An 18,315-nucleotide genomic window follows, 5' to 3' on the forward strand; every position below is an offset into this window, starting at 1 on the left:
CTGCTAGCTGGGCCTGCAAACCGTCAGCGGACAAACCTGAGCGTGACGAGCTGGAAGGGCCGCAGCGTGAGATCCGCGGCATCCGCTCCGGCCACCACACCGGGTGCTTCGGCCGTCCGCTCCAGCAAGTCCACAGCCTGGACCTTGCGGATTGGGAAGTTGGCCGTCAGCCGCCCGGACGAGCGCTCACCCAGGGACTCGTAGAGCCGGACGATGACGTCTCCGGACCCGTCCTCAGCAAGCTTCACCGCTTCAACCACGAGCGCTGCGTTGTCCACGGAAATCAGCGGCTCCACCGCGTGACCTCCCTTTACCGTGCGCGGCGCAAGGTTGGCACGGTAGCCTTCCTCGACAGCCTCCCCAATGCCGGCGCCGGGCCGGATCCGGATATCGAGCACGTGGCGGCCCCGGTCTGCCTGCGGATCGGGGAACTTGGCCGCCCGCAGCAGTGACAGCCGCACGGTGGTGGTGGTGCCGCCGTCGTCCCTGATGGTCCGGGAAACGTCATGCCCGTAAGTGGAGGCATTTGCGATGGCAACGCCATAGCCGGGTTCGGCCACATGGATCCAGCGGTGGGCGCAGATCTCGAACTTCGCTGCCTCCCAGGATGTGTTCACGTGGGTTGGCCGGAAAACATGGCCGAACTGCGTCTCTGCTGCTGAACGGTCCGCCCTGAGGTCCAGCGGGAAGCCCAACTTGAGCAGTTTCTCCCGTTCCTGCCAGTCGACTTCAGTAGAGATCACCAGTGACGTGCTGCCCGCTGCCAGCGTGATGCGCTGGGTAATGCGGGAGTTGCCCGCCAGCCGTTCAACCACGACGACGGCGTCCGCACCGTGCCGCACGAGCGCCACGGACGCTGCTTCGGTCAGCGAGGTGACGTTCCGCCGGTAGAACTCGTCGATGTCCCAAGCGTCCCATTCGTTCGGGGTGTCGCGGTGCAGTTCCAGGTGGTTGCCGAACTGCCCCGGTGCTATCGCTTCCCGTCCGCTGGCGTGGTCCCGCAGCGAGGTCAGCAGTCCGTTGGAGTCCAGCACGGCACTGATGATTCCGTTGTCCAGCAGGAATCCGCCGTCCCGCGGTTCCGCCTGCACGGCTGCTTCCGGGCGCACGGCCGGGGCAGCCGCGAGCGCCGGGACCCCGTCGCGCTGGTGGGGTCCGGCATTGAGCAGGAACTCCGTGGTCCCCTCCCCCAGTACCGCGGCGGCAGCCTGCGCAATGAGATCCTCGAGCCCCCGGGCCACGGCGGCGTAGTTCCGTTCGGCGTCCTGATGGACCCAGGCGATGGAACTGCCGGGCAGGATATCGTGGAACTGCTGCAGAAGCACCAGCTGCCAGAGCCGCTTCAGTTCGGCTGCAGGATAGGTGAAGGCGCCTCCTGTCCTGACGGCGGCCGTGGCGCACCACAGCTCGGCTTCGCGCAGCAGGTGCTCGCTGCGCCTGTTCCCCTGCTTGGTGCGGGCCTGGCTCGTGTAGGTGCCGCGGTGGAGTTCGAGATACATCTCGCCCACCCAGACGGGCAGTGCTGTGTACTCGGCCTCGGCCTGCTCGAAGAAGCTGCGCGCCGACCCGATCCGGACCTTGGGTGAACCCTCAAGGTCGGCGGCGCGGTGGGCTGCTGCCAGCATCTCCCGGGTGGGTCCGCCGCCGCCGTCTCCGTAGCCGAAGGGGATCAGCGATACGGTGCCGTGCCCGTGGTCGCGGTAATTGCGCTCCGCGTGGGCGAGCTCCCGGCCGCTCAGTTCAGAATTGTAGGTGTCCACGGGCGGGAAATGGGTGAAGAGCCGCGTCCCATCGATGCCTTCCCAGTTGAAGGTGTGGTGCGGCATCCGGTTGATCTGGTTCCAGGAGATCTTCTGGGTGAGGAACCACCGGCTGCCGGCGGACTTGACGATCTGGGGCAGTGCAGCCGAGTAGCCGAACGAGTCGGGAAGCCATGCTTCCTGGCAGTCGATTCCGAACTCCTCGAGGAAGAAGCTCTTGCCCTCGAGGAACTGCCGGGCCATGGCTTCGCCGCCGGGCATGTTCGTGTCCGACTCCACCCACATCCCGCCGACGGGAACGAACTGTCCGGATTTGACCTTCTCGCGGATGCGGCCGAACAGCTCCGGGTAGAACTCCTTGATCCAAGCCATCTGCTGGGCGGAGGAACAGGAGAACACAAAGTCCGGATCCTCGTCCATGAGGGCGACGACGTTGGAGAAGGTCCGCGCGCACTTCCGCATGGTCTCCCTGACGGGCCACAGCCAGGCGGAGTCAATGTGGGCATGGCCGGTGGCAAGGAGCTGATGGGCAGAAGCGTAAGCCGGCCTGGCCAGGACACCGGCGAGCTCGGCCCTGCCTGCCGCTGCCGTGCCGGGCACGTCGTCTGGATCCATGACGTCCAGCATCCGCTCCAGGGCACGGAGGATTTCGTGGCGGCGGGGCAACTCCATCGGCAGCTCATGCATCAGCCCCCGCAGAGTCAAGACGTCCTGCTGCAGCTCCCAGACCGCCCTGTTGAGTTCGGCGATGGCGATACTGCCGAGGCGGTATTGCGGCTGGTCGCCCGCAGTCGCTTTATCCCCGTAGGGCGTGGCGGCGAAGGTCCAGCCCTGGGCGACGTCAGGGTTGGCTGCGGCCTCAACATAAAAGTCCACGGCCATCCCGCTGCCCAGGAGCTTGAGCGGAATGTACTGGTTCCGGGGAGAAATCGCCTTGATGATGCTGCCATCCGGGCGCCACGCCGTTCCTTCGCACTGGAAGCCGGGAATCTCGGTGGTGAACCCCAGGTCCACCACCATTTCCACCTCAGTGTCCGGGGCGGTGCCCCAGGAATCCGGAACTTCACCCTGGAGGCGCAGCCACAGGGTGCCCCAGGGGCGGCCCCAGGCGGCGCCGTGTTCCTGCGGCACGAAGTCCTGGAGCAGGGCCTGCGTAACGGGGACAGGCTCGCCGGGCACTTCCCAGCTGCTCAGGGCCAGCGGAACGCTGCGTGAGTAGACGGCGGGCACGATGCGTTCCCGCAGGAATCGGTCGAGACGGACTTCCGTGATCCGGCGGTTGTCGTGCAATGTAGGCCTCTTCAATGCGTGGGGCTGGGCCGCCGGGCCGGCTGTTGTGCCGGCCCGTGCGTTCCGCAGCTGATGTTCCGGCAGGGTTCACTGCCGGAAAAGAGCGGAGCAAGGTGTCCATTCGATGGATAAAATCTACTGCGTTGCGCGGCATTAGCCAAGGGTCTGCGGCTCCTGCAGGGGCTGCGTTGCCGGCAGGGAAATGCGCTCCCTGCCGGTGTAGGCGTTGAGGCTGCTCCCCCGGCTGAAGCCGACCAGCGTGACGCCGCTGGACTCTGCCAGTTCCACGGCGAGGCTGGAAGGAGCGCTGACCGCGGCGAGCACCGGAATGCCCGCGAGGGCAGCCTTCTGCACCAGTTCGAAGGAGGCGCGGCCGGACACCTGAAGTACGGTGCCGGAGAGCGGCAGCAGCTGCTCGCGCAGTGCCCAGCCCACCACCTTGTCCACTGCGTTATGGCGTCCCACATCCTCGCGGAGGCAGAGCAGCCGGGCGCCGCCGTCGTCGTCAATCCTGAAAAGCCCGGCAGCGTGCACGCCGCCGGTGGTCTCAAAGACTGCCTGTGCTTCCCTGAGCAGGTCGGGCAGGGAAGCGAGCGTGCCCACCGGGACGGTCAGCGTGTCCTCGGCCGGGCTGAAATGGGAAGACTTCCGCACGGCCTCTATGGAGTCGGTGCCGCAGATGCCACAGGAACTGGACGTGTAGACATGGCGGCCGGTGTCCGGAAGGGCCACATCCGGCCTGAGCTGGGCCTCCACCACGTTGAAGGTCTGGACGCCGTTTTCATCCTCCCCCGCGCAGAACCGCAGCGAAATCAGCTGGTCGGAGTTCCAGATGACGCCTTCAGAAACCAGGAAGCCCGCCACCAAATCGAAGTCGTCGCCCGGGGTGCGCATGGTGACCGAGAAGGAAAGGTTGCCCAGCCGGATCTCCAGCGGTTCCTCCACGGCGAGCACGTCTTCACGGTGCCGGACCGGGAACTCAAGGGCGGACGGGGAGCCGTCCAGGACGTACCTGTGAATCTTGCGTCGTTGCGTCACGCGTCCCATGGGGTCACCCCGGGTTCCAGCCTGTTCATGCCTCCATCATTGCAAGCGAAGCGCCCGCACACCAAGGACGTGCGGACCACGGAACTGTCGCACCACTGTCCCCGGCCACGAAAGGCCCTGCGGCTTCCGGTGCGCTGTTTCAGTCCAGCAGGGCGCTCCAGTCCACCGGGCCACTTTTCGCGTCCGCCTTGGCGGCGGTCCGGCTGCCGGCCTTCCGCTGCGCCGCTTTCGTCTTGGAGTCGGCCGGCTTGGGCTTGGGAATCGGGGGCCCCCATGGCAGGGCAAAAGCCGGGACTCCTTCACCGAGCTGCACGCCATGCGGCGGAACCACCATCACACCATCGGCGGAGGCAAGGCCCCGCATCATGCCGGGGCCGGCGTGCTGGGCGGGAGAGGCCATGCCGTAAAGGAGCCGGAAGGGCATCAGCCGTGTCCTGCCGGGATCCGGATCGATCATGGTTCCGCACGGCACCTCCTCCACCGGCGGCAAAGTCCCGTGGCCCAGTGCGGCGAGCAGCGGGGCGCCGACGGTAAACAAGGCCATCATGGCGGCAAGCGGATTGCCCGGCAGTCCCAGCACGAAGCGCCCGTCCGGAAGTTCGGCGAGGACAACCGGGTGCCCGGGACGCATCGCCACGCTGTCGATCACGAGCCGCCCGCCGAGGTCGGCCACGGCCCGCCTGAAGTGGTCTGTGCGGGACAGCCCCGTGCCGCCGGTGGTGATCACGACGTCGGGCGGCAGCGCCGCGGCCGCCGGCTCCCCCAGCGGAGCATCCGGATCCACCGCAGGACCCTCATCCTCCAGCGCTTCCAGCCACTCGCTGTAGCTGTCGCCGATCCTGACCCGCGACGTCGAGATTCCGCCCATCATCTCCACCACGCCGGCCAGCTGCGGGCCGAAGGTGTCGCGCACCTTTCCCGGTTCCGGCAGGCCGTGTTCCACCACTTCGGACCCGGTGAGCAGCAGCTTCACCACCGGCTTGCCCAGGACCTGGACGGTGTCGTAGCCGGCGAGGGCAGCAAGGGCCACATGCGCAGGATTCAGCACGGTGCCGGCTTTGACCAGCACCTCACCGGCCTCTGCCTCTTCCGCTGCCTTGCGGATGTGCTGGCCGTTGCGCGGTTCGCCGGGACGGGCTGAGCCGCCGAGGGCGAGCACCGGCAGGCCCTCATCATCAGTGGCCATGACGCCGTTCTCGCTGCGCAGCACAGCCTTGGCTCCGGGAGGAAGAAGGCCGCCCGTCACAATGACACTTGCCTGATGCGGAGCCAGCCGCTGCCCGGGCTCCGCGATGATCCAGGGGCCGCTGCCGTTGACGGCCCAGCCATCCATGGCGGAGGAGGCGTAGTGGGGCATGTCCTGCAGAGCGGTGATGTCCTCGGCCACGGTCCTGCCCAGGGCTTCGCGCAGTGGTACCGGGGCGGCAGGAATCGGGGCGGCACAGTCAAAAGCGGCCTGCCGGGCTTCGTCCCAGGAATGTGCCACGTGGACGGCGTCATCGCCGGAGGGTGTCGCTGGGACGGCGTCGTCACCGGACGGTGTTGCCGGGGCGGCTTCCTCGGTGGAGGTTTTGTCTGGGTGTGCGGTTTCGTCGGCGGGATGTCCGGCGGGCGCTGTCATTCCCCGGGCGTCCCGGTGGGCGAGGTCCCGGTGGGAGACGGGGAGCCGGCGGAGGTACCTGCGGCAGGAAGGGCTGAGTCCTCCCCTGCCGCGTCAGCCGAGTACGCCTTCGAGACGGTACGCGCCACGTCCAGTGCGGATTTCATTGAGGTCGCGTCCGACGCCTGGCCTGAACCGGATGCGAGGCCGGCGGCAAAACCCGCGATGAACGTGGTCAGCGGCGCTGCGGGCCTCACAACAGAGTGTGCAGCAACCCCGGCGAGGGACAGGACCTCGTTGACATCCACCTGCAGGTCTTCGAGCTCGAAGGCCCGAAGCAGCAGCCGGCACCACTCTTCAAGCGTTTCGTCCTGGCTTTTCATGCCTGCCTCCAAATTTAACTGCGGCCGGACCTTCAGCCCGGTTCGCGCCCGCGTCCACTCCCAATGCGGCAGCATCGTCCCAGGTATCCACATCGTCTGTAGAGCCGGCGGGTACGGTGACAGCCATTGCGTCAAGCCTAGCAAGCAGCGCGAAAACTGACCCATGGTTCAGCTGGTTCCGCGCCGCGGCGTCATCCACGGCAGCCTGGAGCGCAGCGGTGCGGTAAAAACCCGCCAGCGGCTGGCGCCGCCCCTCAGGGGAGACTGCCATGACGCCGTCGAAAACTCGGAGTGCGGCCCCCGTATTCTCGACGCCCGTGGAAACGAGTGCTTCGTGCAGCACAGGCACGGCCACGTCCGCATGGGGCATGTCACAGGCCAGAACGAGGGTAAAGGGGGCCGCTCCTGCACTGGCTGCTGCTTCACCAGGCCTTGGCCGGCGCAGGGTATCGAGCTCAGCGAGACCGGCCGCGATCGCAGCAGCAGGCCCGGCGAACGGTGGGTCTTCCCGGCAGCTGTGCACGCCGGCCGGGAGGCCCTCCGGTACGGGACCGACGACAACAATATGGCGGGCACCGCGCGCCGCATGGATCGTCCGCTCCAGGAGCGTCCCGCCGTCGTACACCAGCTCAGACTTGGGTGAGCCGCCGAGCCGCGATGAGCGGCCCCCGGCCAGGATTAATGTGTCGAAGTCCACATCCCCAGCCTACTGCCGGAGGGTTATGCGGCGGTCTCCGGAAGCAGGAACGGATCCCACGCCGGCGTGGGCTTCTCCAGTTCTTTGATCTGCCAGACAGTTCCAACAGGCGGCGCGGGGACGAAGCGCAGTTTCCAACCCATTTCTGCAGGCGTGTGATCACCCTTGACGTTGTTGCACCGGAGGCAGGCAGCGACGAGGTTCTCCCACGAGTCTGCACCGCCCCGCGACTTTGGCTGGACGTGGTCTATGGTGTGGGCTGCTTTTCCGCAGTAAGCGCACCGGTGCCCGTCCCGGCGCAGCACCCCGCGCCGGCTCACGGCGGTGACCATGGTGTACCGCGGCCGGATATACCGGTTCAGGAGGATCACGGACGGGCGGCCCATGATGTCCTGCGGCCCCACGACGGGATCGTCACCTTCGGCTACCACGCTGGCTTTTCCGGTGAGCACAAGGACCAGCGCCCGGCGGAAACTTACAACCGCCAGCGGTTCATATCCAGCATTGAGAACGAGCGTGCGCATGCGCATACCTCTTCACGGCCGCACCCGGCAGAGGCGCGAGGGCCGGCTGCCCTCTGCATGTCCGGGCTATGGATCGACACCATAAGAGTAAACACTCCTAGCCCAGATCGACGAATCGGGCAAATATTGGAGGGTGCGTGTCCGGGGATAAACCGCGTGATTTAGGGCACCGCCAGTAGGCCATTTACGGCACTGCCAGTAGGATGCCGGGCAGGCAAAAGGACCCCTGCCGAACGGCAGGGGTCCTTTTCAGCTTTAGAGCGGTGTGTCTTAGCCGCCAACGCGGATGAAGACCGGGCCGGAGCCGACGTTCACGCTGAACAGAGCGGTGGTTCCACCGTTCCAGCCACCGTGGACGGCCTGGCCGTTGCCGACGTAAACAGCGATGTGGGCCAGGCCCATGCCGCCGTTCTGGTAGTAGGCGAGGTCGCCCGGCTTGGCCTCAGCAGCGCTGACGGTGCGGCCGAGGGAGAGGTAGCCTGCCGGCCAGCCGTGGTAGTTGATGCCGACGGCGGCCAGGGAGTTGGTGGCCAGTCGGGTGCAGTCCTGCGCAACGCCAAGCTGGGCGTAGGCAGCAGCTGCGATCGAAGCACCCATGCCGCTGCTGGCAGCCGGCTTGGCCGGAGCAGCCTCGGTGGTTACAGCGGTCTTCACGGAGGCGGTCTGAACTGCGGGGGCAGCTTCGACCGGGGCCGCGGCCTCTTCAACAGGGGCGGCTTCCTGAACCTTGACGACGGGCTTGGGCGCCTCGACGACGGGGGCAGCCTCGGTGGTTACAGCAGGCTTCTCGTAGGAGATGGCGATGCTGGATGCAGCGGAGATCGGAGCCGAAGCAAGCGACTGCACTTCGAGGGTGGACGCGGAAGCGGAGTCACGCTGAACGTTGGTCTCCGCAGCGTTGGCGGCAATGCCGCTGGTCAGAACGAGTCCGGAAGCAGCAGCGATAACTGCAGCCTGGCGGCCTACACCACCGGCGTTGTCGCCGACAGCTTTGGCAATGACGGTCAGCGAGTTGGTCTTAGTAACCTCGGCGCGGTGGCGTGCACTGGTCGCACGTGTAGTCATGATTTCTCTCTTTCGTGGTCCGCTGCCCGCTGTAGCAGGCCGCGGTTTAGCGACGCGCCGGCATCTTGGGGGTACGCCGGATCGTCTCGAATGGGGTTCTTAGCGAAGGGTGTAATACGAAGCCGTGCCCGTGGCGGACACTGCGTGCAGGAGGGTGCCCTGCGAGGGGTTCAGCGCGCTGATCATCATGCCGTTACCTACGTAGATGCCAACGTGGGCACCGCCGTTCTGCATGACCAGGTCGCCGGGAGCGGGAGCCGAAGTGGGCTTCATGGCGTTCCACGCGTTGACGCGGGGAATGCTGATGCCTGCCTGCGCGTAGACCCACTGCGTGAATCCAGAGCAGTCCCAGCCGCTGGGAGTGGTGCCGCCCCATACGTAGGGGTTGCCGATGCCGGTGTAGGCAATGCCAGCGAGACCCGAAGTCGCGCCCGATCCTGCTGCGTCAACCGTTGCGGCCTTGGCCGTGACGGTTTCGGTAGCGGCATCTGCAGTTGCAGCGGCGGCGGTGTCGTCGCTGGACTGCACTGCGACGGTTTCGATGACCGGAGCTGCCTCGGTGGTGACGGCAGGGCGTTCGAACGAGACCGTTGCGGTGGGCGCGGCTGTCACAGCAAGCTGCGCAGCCTGGGATCCGGATTCAGCGGAGGCGGAAATACCAACATTGGCGTCGGCTGCATTGGCCGGCATGCCGACGCTCAGGACAAGACCTGAAGCGGCTGCGACGACTGCTGCCTGGCGACCTACTGTTCCTGCATTGGCGCTTACTGCCTTGGACACGGCGCCGAGCGGGTTCTTGCGAACCGTTTGCGCACGGTGGCGCGCAGAATTGTGGCGTGAAGACACGAAAGGTAGCCTCTCCCAATGCCTACGAGGTGAGCTGTCGGATTCGGATGGGAGTCACCCGGCCGCGCTGCTTCCTGGGAAGCTTTGCGACTTAACCCCAAGGCCTTCTTGCGAAGACCAAAATTGGTTCCCCCGCCCCTGCCAGACGATGTAATGCGAACGGACCTTGAGCGGTGGCAGAGTTAGGCAATCCACTCAAAGGCGTCAACTTCGGAAAAGTTGACGCGGTTTAGACGGTACAGCAGTTCGGAGCGAATGTCACATTCAGATCACGGCGTGTCACGAGAATGTGAGAGTTCTCCATCGGCTTGCTCAGAGCCAGCCTTGGGGATCAACGACGTCTCCGTTGACCATCACCTCGAAGTGGAGGTGGCAGCCAGTGGAAGCGCCGGTGGTCCCGCTAAGTGCCACCGCTTCGCCCCGGCTGACCTTCTGGCCTACCCGGACGCTCGATGACGACAAATGGTTGTACGTGGTTTCCAGGCCGTTGCCGTGGTCGATGACCACCCTGTTGCCGCCTCCGTACGGGTGCCAGCCGGCAAAAGTGACCTTGCCGCTCGCGGCAGCAAACACCTGCGTTCCGCACTGGGCAGCGAAGTCCTGGCCGCGGTGGAATTCTCCCGCGCCTCCGGTGATCGGGCTCACGCGGTAGCCGAAGGGGGAAGACTTGACCATGGTCTCCAGCGGGAGGCCGAGGCTGCCGGCTGAGGCCGCGCGGCTGATGCTGCCGGCGGACTGGGCACTGAGGAGCTGCTTGAGCTTTCCTTCGGGGTCGCCGGCCGTCGCTACGGAGGTGCGGCTGAAGTCGATCTTGGCTGCTGCCTCGGCTGAAACCTCAGGCTGGGCGGTAGCCGCTGCCGCATTGGCTGGCGCACTGCCCTGGTCCGGCGTCGCCATGACGGGGCTGGTGGCGGGGACCGTGACGGTCAGCAGGAGGCCCGTGGCGGCCAGCGCTACACCGGCTTTCTGGCCCATGCCGCTGGCGGCGGCAAAGTCTGTGACCTGACGGAAGGGGCCGCGGCGCCTGCGCGCTTCGCGCTGCGCGTCGCGGGGTCGCTCGACGGCGACGGCTACGGGCGTGCGCGGCTCCGCTGCGGGGCCCGTCGCGCGGCGGCGGCCCCGGGCATTCTGCATGGTCAAGAACTGTTCCTCTCTGGAAAGCCTGCGAAGTTAGCTGTCGGATTCGGGCCAGAGAGATCATTGGCCCGGTCCGCCATGGCAAGCTTTTCGGCACAGGGGTATCCCAGGAGATTCCAGCTGTGGAAAGTGGCTTGCCGCTGCGGACTTCACCCCAAGGCCGTTCATGAACGGCCGGTTGTGGTTCCCCCGCCTCTGCCAGAAGGTGTTTCGAGCTACTGATCCGCTGGCAGAGTTCGGCTCCGGATCAGGTAACGCTTTAGTATCGGCGCTGCCGTTTAACTATAGGCGATTAAAGCTTGCAGTAATAATTCCGTTATCTTCATTGTGCAAAACTCGTGGGTCGTCCTGCCAACTGATGTCGGACATCTGGTCTGCGTGGTCAACCATGACGGTCAGCCCACCTGGACAAACACATGCGCGGCCACTTCCGGCGGGAGTTCAAGGGCACCCTCGATGCCGGGGACCCGCACGGAGATGTACTCGCCGACGCGCTCCAGGGAGACTGTGGCACCGGGCCGGATACCGCCCTCGTCCAGCTGCAGCAGCAGTTCCGGCTCTACCTGGATCGGCTCCGCCAGCCTGCTGACGGTGACCCGGGAGTCCGGGGCATAGCGGGCCATTGCTTCGAGCAGATTCATGGCGCCGTCGGTGAATGCCCGTGACGGCTCGCCGCCAAGTGCAGCCAGCCCGGGAATCGGGTTTCCATACGGCGACTCGGTGGGGTGGTCCAGCAGTTCGTAGATCCTGCGCTCCACGCGCTCACTCATCACGTGTTCCCACCGGCAGGCCTCGTCATGGACATAGGCCCAGTCCAGGCCGATCACGTCGGCGAGGAGCCGCTCGGCCAGGCGGTGCTTCCGCATGACCTCCGTGGCCCGCTTCCGGCCTGTTTCCGTCAGCTCCAGGTGACGGTCGCCGGAGACCACCACCAGCCCGTCGCGCTCCATCCTGCCGACGGTCTGTGAAACAGTGGGGCCAGAATGGCGGAGGCGTTCGGCGATGCGGGCCCGGAGCGCCACGATGTTCTCTTCTTCAAGCTCCAAAATGGTCCGAAGATACATCTCCGTGGTATCGATCAGATCCGTCATTCAGCTCAGCTCCTCGAGCACAGTACTTGCGTCCGTCCCACCGTATCGCGGGCCCACCGTCCGGCGTTGCGGCGTCCGGCACCGCGGCCGCAAATCGGCGGCGGCGCACACCGGCGTTCCGCCCGTACGTCCTCTAAAAGCTTAGCCTATTTTGAATTACTCCAGATAATTTGTCTCACGGCAGGGCCGTCTCAATGACTGGACTGTGACGGCGGAGTTTCCGCGGATTTCAGCGTCTCAGGCAGAATAAAAGGGGCCTTCGCGGGCAGCCAAGTCTGGCCGCAGGTCATCGATCCCCCCGCTGAACTTCATGTCCATGCCGAAAATTGGAGCCACTGTGAGCGACACCAGCATCACTATCCCAGCAAACCTCCTGCCAAAGGATGGACGGTTCGGCGCCGGACCCTCCAAGGTTAGGCCGGAGCAGGTTGAAGCACTGTCCGCCGTGTCCACGACGCTCTTGGGCACGTCCCACCGCCAGGCTCCTGTCAAGAACCTGGTCGGCTCCGTACGTGAGGGCCTGAGCACGTTCTTCCGCGCTCCTGAAGGCTACGAGGTGATCCTCGGAGTCGGGGGCTCGACGGCTTTCTGGGATGTGGCGAGCTTTGGCCTGGTGGAGCAGAAAGCCCAGCACCTCTCCTTCGGCGAGTTCGGTTCAAAATTTGCCGCAGCCACCAACAAGGCGCCGTTCCTTTCCGACTCCTCCATCATCAAGTCTGAACCGGGAACATGCCCCGCACCCCAGGCTGAGGCGGGCGTTGACGTCTACGCGTGGCCGCAGAACGAAACCTCCACCGGCGTTGCCGCCCCCGTCCAGCGGGTGGCCGGCGCCGATGCCGGTTCGCTCGTCCTCGTGGACGCAACCTCAGCTGCGGGCGGCCTGGATGTTGACGTCTCCCAGACGGACGTCTATTACTTCGCGCCGCAGAAGAACTTCGCTTCCGACGGCGGGCTATGGCTGGGGCTCTTCTCCCCCGCCGCGCTGGATCGGGCCGCCCGGGTCAAGGCCAGCGGCCGCTGGATCCCCGACTTCCTGGACCTGCAGACGGCGATCGACAACTCCAAGCTGAACCAGACCTACAACACACCGGCACTGGCCACCCTTGTGACCCTCGACGCCCAGGTGCAGTGGCTCAATGCCAATGGCGGCCTGGACTTCGCTGCCCGCCGTACCGCCGACTCCGCGGGCCGCATCTACAAGTGGGCCGAAGCGTCGGAATTCGCCACCCCGTTCGTCACGAATGCAGCCGAACGCTCGAACGTTATCGCCACGATCGACTTCGATGACTCCATTGACGCCGCCGCCGTCGCCAAGATCCTGCGGGCCAACGGCATCGTGGACACCGAGCCCTACCGGAAGCTCGGACGCAACCAGCTCCGCATCGCCACCTTCGTTGCCATCGAGCCGTCGGACGTCTCCGCACTGCTGGACTGCATCGACTACGTGGTGGGCGAGCTGAAAAAGTAGGGTCCCTAAATTCACCAGCGCCGGTTTGACCAGGTGATGCGATCAGAGGTCACCGTGCTGCTGGTGACGCTGACAGCGTCAGCGTTCGACGGCGTCGTCCGGGCTTGCGTCCCGGGCGGCGCCGTCCGCTGTTAAGCCGGCTGTTCCGCCCGCTGGAGCGGCGCCCGCCCTCGAGACGACCGTGAACCGCGGCAGCCCCCGTGGCGGCCGGCTCACCCGGAGCCGCAGCATCCTTGCCCGGATGACCCACACCAGGCCGATGGCTGCGGCTACCAGGCCTGACCCGGCCGCCACCGACATGGCCCAGCGGGGGCCGGCAACGTTGGCCACCCAGCCGACCAGGGGCGCACCGATGGGGGTGCCGCCCATGAAGATCGCCATGTAGAGGGCCATGACGCGGCCGCGCATTACGGCGTCCGTGGTTGCCTGCACATAGCCGTTGGCGCTCGTAAGCATGGTCAGCGCGAAGAGGCCCACGGGCACCAGCGCAGCGCCGAACCAGAAGTAGTTGGGTGCCAGGGCCGCCAGCCCGGAGGCCAGGCCGAAACCTGCAGCGGCACCGAAGATGATGCGGAGCCGCGGCCTGCTGCGTCGGGCGGACAGCAGCGCACCTGCTACGGAGCCCAGGGCCATGATGGAGTTCATCAGCCCGAAGGCCTTCGCATCCAGGCCGAATTCGGTGCCAACCATCGCCGCTATGAACAGGACGAAGTTGAGTCCCAGCGTGCCCACGATGAAGATGGCCACCAGGACCACCACGATGTCAGGGCGGAAGCGAACGTAGCGAAGGCCCTCGCGGATCCGGCCTTTCCCTCCGGCTGCCCGGGGCAGGGACCGGAGCGACGTCGTCGGGATTTTGGCCAGGCTGGCCAGCAGCGCGAGGAACGTGAGGGTGTTGATCAGGAACACCCATCCGGGCCCCACCGCTACTGTGAGGAGGCCGGCTACGGCTGGTCCGATCATCCGGGCAACATTGAACGAAGCGCTGTTGAGTGCCACGGCATTGGGCAGGAGTTCGTCCCTGACGAGCTCCGAGACAAACGTCTGCCGCACGGGCGCGTCCAGCGCCGAGACCATTCCGAGCAGCAGAGCGAACACGTACACGTGCCACAGCTCGGCAGCCCCGAGCACCACGAGGACTCCGAGGCCGGCGCTCAGCAGCGCCATGAGGGACTGGGTCATGACCAGCAGCTGCTTGCGGTTGTAGCGGTCGGCGGCCAGTCCTGCCACGGGTGCCAGGAACAGCTGCGGCCCGAGCTGGAGCGCCATGGTGACACCCATGGCCCCGGCGTCGTGGGCCGTCAGGTGGTCAAAGACCAGCCAGTCCTGGGCGGTCCGCTGCATCCACGTGCCGATGTTGGAGACCAGGGCTCCAATGAACCAGATGCGGTAGTTGAGGATGTGCAGGGATCGGAAGGTGGACATCATCGTCCGCCTTCGCGCTGCTCAATCCCTGTGAACATCAACGGCGTGATCAGTCCCGACCGGGACTGTCCGCCTCAGCGATGTCCTCGTCGTGGGTGTTCCCGTTCTGGACGTTCCCGTTCTGGGCGCCGTCGGACTCCCCGGCGGGCTCCGAAGGCGGCACTGCACCCTCAGCGGCCGGGCCGCCGTCGTACTCTCCGGCAGGGGCCTCTACGTGCGCCTCTTCCGGCGCGTCCGTCTGAACGTCGTCCGTCTGCACGTCCTCATTTTGGGCGTCCTCAGGCCTGACACGTTCCGCCCAGGGAACCCACTCGGGAGCGAGGATCGAGTCCTCGGAGGGCAGCAGGCCCAGCTCGCTCACCGTAACCACCTTGGACCGGGAATTACGGGTGAGCACCGCATACCACTGCCAGCCGCCATAACCGGGCAGCTTTGATTCGAACAGGTGCGTCACGAGGCGGTCGCCTTCGGTGCGGGCCGCCAGGTGCTCGCCAATCTCGGACGCCTTGGCAATGCCTTCAATGGCAGTGCGTGCCACGCCGACGGAAGCTGCCAAAACAGCATCCGGTTTACCGGTCCGCCAGACGGGAACGCCGGTACGCTTTTTGGACGGTGTGGGTTCCGCCTGCGGTTTGGCCTGTTCAGGTTCCGGGTTCATGGGCAGGGCCTAGGCGTCCAGCTCGTCGGCAACCTTACGCAGGGCAGCGGCGATGGCCTTGCCCTTGTGACCCTCCGGGTACTTGCCGGCGGACAGCGTGCCGGACAGGTTGTCCAGGACAGTGACGAGATCCTGCACCAGAGGCGCGAGATCGCGGGCGTTGGGCCGCTTGGCCTTGGCGATGGACGGGGTCTTGTCCAGCACGCGCAGACCCAGAGCCTGCGCCCCCTTGCGGCCGTCGGCCACACCAAACTCCACCCGGGTGCCGGCTTTCAGGTCGTTAACGCCTTCCGGAAGCGCCGACTTGGGCAGGAACACTTCCTGTCCGTCCTCCCCCGCGAGGAATCCGAAACCCTTGTCCTTGTCATACCACTTGACTTTGCCGGTAGGCACGTAATCAACCTTCTTCTTCTGACTGTCTAAGACATGTCCGGCCGTCACCGCATCCGCACTGATGTACGGGTTCAGGGTGTGACCGCCTGGTCCATGTTGATCTGCTCCTTCAAGGTTATCCTGACTGGCTCGGGATTCCTGCTTTGAGGCGCGCTCGGGTGGCCGGACTGTTAGCGTTACGTGCATGATTACCACGCGTTTCCGGCGCCCCCTGATGATCGCGGCCGCGGTCCTCGCAGTGCTTTCCCTGATGGCTGTGGGAACAGTCATGGCGCTGGCCTTCGGCGGACAGGCGGCCCCGCCCTGGATTACCTCCGCCGCACTCTACGGGCTTCCGCTCGCTTTCATCCTGATGTTCGTGCTGCTGATCGATGGCGTGGCAGCACGACGCCGGGCAGGAAACGGCGGGGGGCGGTAACGTTGGACTGATGTCCCTTATTCGTGCGCTCAGCAAGGAACTGGAGGCACGCAGCGACGATTCGCTGCGTGGCTTGTTCGTTGCGCGTCCGGACCTCATCTCGCCCGGCGTCCCTGACTTCGCTGCCTTGGCCGCCCGGGCCAGCGCAAGGGTCAGCGTACAGCGCGCGCTGGAACGCCTGGACCGGCCGCACATGCAGGTGCTTGAGACGCTGCACCTGTGCACCAACACGGACACCGGACACAGCGCTTCGGCCGCGGGCGTCAAAAAACTCATTGCAGGCTCAACGCTGCCAGCCGTTGAACGGATCCTGCTGTCCCTTCAGGAACTGGCACTCGTCCACCGGGCTGAGCCCCCTCACACCGCCAGCCCGTCCGCCCACCGGCAGCGTTTCTACCTGCCCGTAGGCAGCCTGAAGGACGTCATCGGCATCTATCCCGCCGGGCTCGGGCGCAGCTATACCGAACTCGTCCGCCTGCAGCCTGCCTTCGCCCAGCGCGTCGTCCAGATAGTCGGAGAACTCCACCGCAGCGGCGCCGCAATCCAGCCCGCCACCACGCCCATGGAAGCGGCGCTCGCGCTGCAGCACTGGACGGCCTCTCCCGAAGCCCTGCGTACGGTTCTCGCCAAGGCTCCGGAACGCACGACGGCGCTCCTCGCCAGATTCAGCAACTGGGCCATGGGTGCCGTCCCCCAGGCGCAACGGAAAGTTTCCGTCACTACCGAGGGGCACGACGTCGGGCCGGTGGACTGGCTGCTTGCCCGGGGACTGTTGGTGCCCCTGGACGCGGCACACGTGGAGTTACCCCACAGCGTCGGCATTTCCCTTCGTGGCGGCGCGGCGATCGACAACTTCTCCCTCACCCCGCCCCGGCCGACGCTCGGAACAACCACCGCTTCCCTCCGCCGCAACGCGGCCCTGGGCGCCATTGCCGAAACACTGCGGCTCACGGGTGAACTGCTCCACGCGGTCCGGGAACAGCCGCTGGCCACCCTGAGGAGCGGCGGGGTGGGCATTCGCGAAATGCGGCGGCTTGCCGACGCTCTGCGGGTGGACCAGCATACGGCCGCCATCCTCCTCGAATTCTGCGCCCTTTCCGGGCTGATCCGGCTGGATGTGGACAGCTCCTGCTGGGTTCAGGCTCCCGAACTGGAATGGCTGGGGCTCCCCCGCCAGGAACAGTGGCTGTGGCTTGTCACCGCATGGCTCGCAAGTGAACGGGCGCCGTCGCTGGTGGGCCAGCCAATCAACGGAGCGCCCGGCGGCCCGCCCAACCACAAGGCAGCCGCCGCCACTACCGTCAACGCCCTGTCCGCAGAGGCGCAGCGGACCGACGCCCCGGTGGTCCGGAAGAGGATCCTGGAGATACTGCGGGAACTGACGCTGGAAGCGGAGGCACCGGACGGCACTGCCCCCGTCCTCAACGCTGAAGCTGTACTGCAACGCGCCGAATGGTCGCAGCCCCGCATGGCCCGCCGCTTCAGCTCCCTCATCCGCGGAGTTCTGGCGGAAGCCGAAATGCTCGGCCTGCTCGGTTCCGGCGCTCTGAGCCAGCTCGGCGCAGCCATCGCGGCCGAAGAGCCGGAAAACGCCATGGACATCCTTGGCGAACACCTTCCGGCCGCGCTGAACCATGTCCTGCTCCAGGCGGACCTTACGGCCGTCGCTCCCGGGTATCTGACTCCCGAGCTCACCAAGCAGCTGCTGCAGATGGCCGACGCCGAAGGACAGGGACCTGCCACCATCTACAGGTTCTCCGTGCAGTCCATTAGGCGGGCCCTCGACGCCGGGCAGGACGCCGCCGCGATCCTGAATTTCCTGCGCAGGCACTCAGCCACCCCCGTCCCGCAGCCGCTGGAGTACCTCATCGAGGACACCGCGCAGCGGCACGGAAAACTGCGGGTGGGCGCGGCCGGCAGCTTCGTTCAGAGCGACGATGAGGCGGCTCTTGCGGAACTGGCTGGTGAAGCCGCGGCAGCCTCACTCAACCTGGTAAGGATCGCCCCGACGGTGCTGATTTCGCACGCCCCGCCCCGGCAAACTGCCCTTGTGCTGCGCGGGCTGGGACTCTCGCCCGCCGTCGAAGAGGCGGGTTCCGCCGTCGTACGCCTAAACCGGACGGCACCGGCTCCCGGCGCCACCGGACGACCGGTCTACAGCGCTCCGCGCACAGCACCGCCTGACGAGGAGATCACCGCGCAGCTCGCCGTGCTCCGGAGCCATGCCGCGGCGACGAACGGCCACCGAACCGGTGCCGGACTCAACGGGGCCGAGGAAGCCACCCAGCTGGGGCTTGAAACCCTGCGGAAGGCCATCCGGCTCAAACAGCGGGTGACCATGAACGTGGTGGACAGCCTTGGGAATGCGAAGCTGGAAACGGTTGTTCCGGTATCGGTGACTGGCGGACGTGTCCGGGTCTTCGATCCCGCCAAAGACACCGAGCGGGTGCTGTCCATCCACCGGATCATCGATATTGAAGCAGCAGAGGATATCCATCCGTGAAGGTTTTCAC

At 66.1% G+C, this 18,315-nt stretch carries 16 protein-coding genes and 2 riboswitches; of the genes, 3 read left to right on the plus strand and 13 right to left on the minus strand.

All coding sequences use genetic code 11. From position 1 onward, the window contains the following. Positions 1-23: 23 nt before the first annotated feature. The 10 genes from ACIP9X_RS13830 to ACIP9X_RS13875 form a co-directional block, all read right to left on the minus strand. A complete protein-coding gene (locus tag ACIP9X_RS13830; protein WP_400480319.1) occupies positions 24-3,050 on the minus strand; it encodes an alpha-mannosidase in 3,027 nt (1,008 codons plus the stop codon). 153 nt (positions 3,051-3,203) lie between these two features. Next, on the minus strand, positions 3,204-4,097 hold the full coding sequence (gene fdhD, locus ACIP9X_RS13835; protein WP_400480320.1) for a formate dehydrogenase accessory sulfurtransferase FdhD: 894 nt from the start codon (positions 4,095-4,097) through the stop codon (positions 3,204-3,206). 139 nt (positions 4,098-4,236) lie between these two features. After that, positions 4,237-5,718, minus strand: coding sequence for a molybdopterin molybdotransferase MoeA (locus ACIP9X_RS13840; RefSeq protein ID WP_400480321.1), 1,482 nt, complete (start codon positions 5,716-5,718; stop codon positions 4,237-4,239). Then, positions 5,715-6,080: a DUF6457 domain-containing protein gene (locus ACIP9X_RS13845; protein ID WP_400480322.1), complete on the minus strand. Its 366-nt coding sequence runs from the start codon at positions 6,078-6,080 to the stop codon at positions 5,715-5,717. The genes ACIP9X_RS13840 and ACIP9X_RS13845 overlap by 4 nt, the downstream gene beginning before the upstream one ends. Next, complete coding sequence (locus ACIP9X_RS13850) at positions 6,055-6,777, minus strand: molybdenum cofactor guanylyltransferase (protein WP_400480323.1); 723 nt, start codon at positions 6,775-6,777, stop codon at positions 6,055-6,057. Before ACIP9X_RS13850 ends, ACIP9X_RS13845 begins: the two co-directional genes overlap by 26 nt. 23 nt (positions 6,778-6,800) lie before the next feature. After that, a complete protein-coding gene (locus ACIP9X_RS13855; RefSeq protein WP_400480324.1) occupies positions 6,801-7,301 on the minus strand; it encodes an HNH endonuclease in 501 nt (166 codons plus the stop codon). A 270-nt stretch (positions 7,302-7,571) separates the two neighbouring features. Continuing rightward, positions 7,572-8,366, minus strand: coding sequence for an NlpC/P60 family protein (locus ACIP9X_RS13860; protein ID WP_400480325.1), 795 nt, complete (start codon positions 8,364-8,366; stop codon positions 7,572-7,574). Between the two features lie 99 nt (positions 8,367-8,465). Next, positions 8,466-9,146 (minus strand): C40 family peptidase, encoded by a 681-nt coding sequence (locus ACIP9X_RS13865; RefSeq protein ID WP_400480326.1) that lies wholly within the window; start codon positions 9,144-9,146, stop codon positions 8,466-8,468. 71 nt (positions 9,147-9,217) lie between these two features. Next, a riboswitch (cyclic di-AMP (ydaO/yuaA leader) is annotated at positions 9,218-9,411 on the minus strand. A 113-nt stretch (positions 9,412-9,524) separates the two neighbouring features. Continuing rightward, positions 9,525-10,352: a M23 family metallopeptidase gene (locus tag ACIP9X_RS13870; RefSeq protein ID WP_400480327.1), complete on the minus strand. Its 828-nt coding sequence runs from the start codon at positions 10,350-10,352 to the stop codon at positions 9,525-9,527. A 4-nt stretch (positions 10,353-10,356) separates the two neighbouring features. Beyond that, a riboswitch (cyclic di-AMP (ydaO/yuaA leader) is annotated at positions 10,357-10,601 on the minus strand. 143 nt (positions 10,602-10,744) lie between these two features. Continuing rightward, positions 10,745-11,440 carry a metal-dependent transcriptional regulator gene (locus tag ACIP9X_RS13875; protein WP_400480328.1) on the minus strand — a complete coding sequence of 232 codons (696 nt, stop codon included), beginning with the start codon at positions 11,438-11,440 and terminating at the stop codon, positions 10,745-10,747. A gap of 337 nt (positions 11,441-11,777) precedes the next feature. Here ACIP9X_RS13875 and serC point away from each other — a divergent pair, with 337 nt between their 5' ends. Beyond that, positions 11,778-12,908 (plus strand): phosphoserine transaminase, encoded by a 1,131-nt coding sequence (gene serC, locus ACIP9X_RS13880; protein WP_400480329.1) that lies wholly within the window; start codon positions 11,778-11,780, stop codon positions 12,906-12,908. A 78-nt stretch (positions 12,909-12,986) separates the two neighbouring features. On the opposite strand, the gene ACIP9X_RS13885 is transcribed toward serC, so the two are convergent. Genes ACIP9X_RS13885 through ACIP9X_RS13895 form a run of 3 tightly spaced genes read right to left on the minus strand, consistent with a single transcriptional unit; the run spans position 12,987 to position 15,384 of the window. Next, entirely contained in the window at positions 12,987-14,333 is a 1,347-nt protein-coding gene (locus ACIP9X_RS13885; RefSeq protein ID WP_400480330.1) for an MFS transporter, read from the minus strand. A 49-nt stretch (positions 14,334-14,382) separates the two neighbouring features. After that, complete coding sequence (locus ACIP9X_RS13890) at positions 14,383-14,991, minus strand: DUF3027 domain-containing protein (protein WP_400480331.1); 609 nt, start codon at positions 14,989-14,991, stop codon at positions 14,383-14,385. 9 nt (positions 14,992-15,000) lie between these two features. Further along, on the minus strand, positions 15,001-15,384 hold the full coding sequence (locus ACIP9X_RS13895) for a cold-shock protein (RefSeq protein ID WP_400480332.1): 384 nt from the start codon (positions 15,382-15,384) through the stop codon (positions 15,001-15,003). Positions 15,385-15,568: 184 nt separating this feature from the next. On the opposite strand from ACIP9X_RS13895, the gene ACIP9X_RS13900 reads away from it, so the two are divergent. Next, positions 15,569-15,802 (plus strand): hypothetical protein, encoded by a 234-nt coding sequence (locus ACIP9X_RS13900; protein ID WP_400480333.1) that lies wholly within the window; start codon positions 15,569-15,571, stop codon positions 15,800-15,802. Positions 15,803-15,812: 10 nt separating this feature from the next. After that, positions 15,813-18,305 (plus strand): helicase-associated domain-containing protein, encoded by a 2,493-nt coding sequence (locus tag ACIP9X_RS13905; RefSeq protein ID WP_400480334.1) that lies wholly within the window; start codon positions 15,813-15,815, stop codon positions 18,303-18,305. Positions 18,306-18,315: the final 10 nt, after the last annotated feature.

Origin of the sequence: Arthrobacter sp. NPDC093125, from assembly GCF_044754225.1 — a bacterium.
Taxonomy (GTDB): Bacteria; Actinomycetota; Actinomycetes; order Actinomycetales; family Micrococcaceae; genus Arthrobacter.

Excerpts from the sequence above, each read along its gene's own strand:
- fdhD (WP_400480320.1), bottom strand. The coding sequence starts at position 4,097 with ATGGGACGCGTGACGCAACGACGCAAGATTCACAGGTACGTCCTGGAC.
- ACIP9X_RS13840 (WP_400480321.1), bottom strand. The coding sequence starts at position 5,718 with ATGACAGCGCCCGCCGGACATCCCGCCGACGAAACCGCACACCCAGAC.
- ACIP9X_RS13845 (WP_400480322.1), bottom strand. The coding sequence starts at position 6,080 with ATGAAAAGCCAGGACGAAACGCTTGAAGAGTGGTGCCGGCTGCTGCTT.
- ACIP9X_RS13855 (WP_400480324.1), bottom strand. The coding sequence starts at position 7,301 with ATGCGCACGCTCGTTCTCAATGCTGGATATGAACCGCTGGCGGTTGTA.
- ACIP9X_RS13860 (WP_400480325.1), bottom strand. The coding sequence starts at position 8,366 with ATGACTACACGTGCGACCAGTGCACGCCACCGCGCCGAGGTTACTAAG.
- ACIP9X_RS13875 (WP_400480328.1), bottom strand. The coding sequence starts at position 11,440 with ATGACGGATCTGATCGATACCACGGAGATGTATCTTCGGACCATTTTG.
- ACIP9X_RS13885 (WP_400480330.1), bottom strand. The coding sequence starts at position 14,333 with ATGTCCACCTTCCGATCCCTGCACATCCTCAACTACCGCATCTGGTTC.
- ACIP9X_RS13890 (WP_400480331.1), bottom strand. The coding sequence starts at position 14,991 with ATGAACCCGGAACCTGAACAGGCCAAACCGCAGGCGGAACCCACACCG.
- ACIP9X_RS13900 (WP_400480333.1), top strand. The coding sequence starts at position 15,569 with ATGATTACCACGCGTTTCCGGCGCCCCCTGATGATCGCGGCCGCGGTC.
- ACIP9X_RS13905 (WP_400480334.1), top strand. The coding sequence starts at position 15,813 with ATGTCCCTTATTCGTGCGCTCAGCAAGGAACTGGAGGCACGCAGCGAC.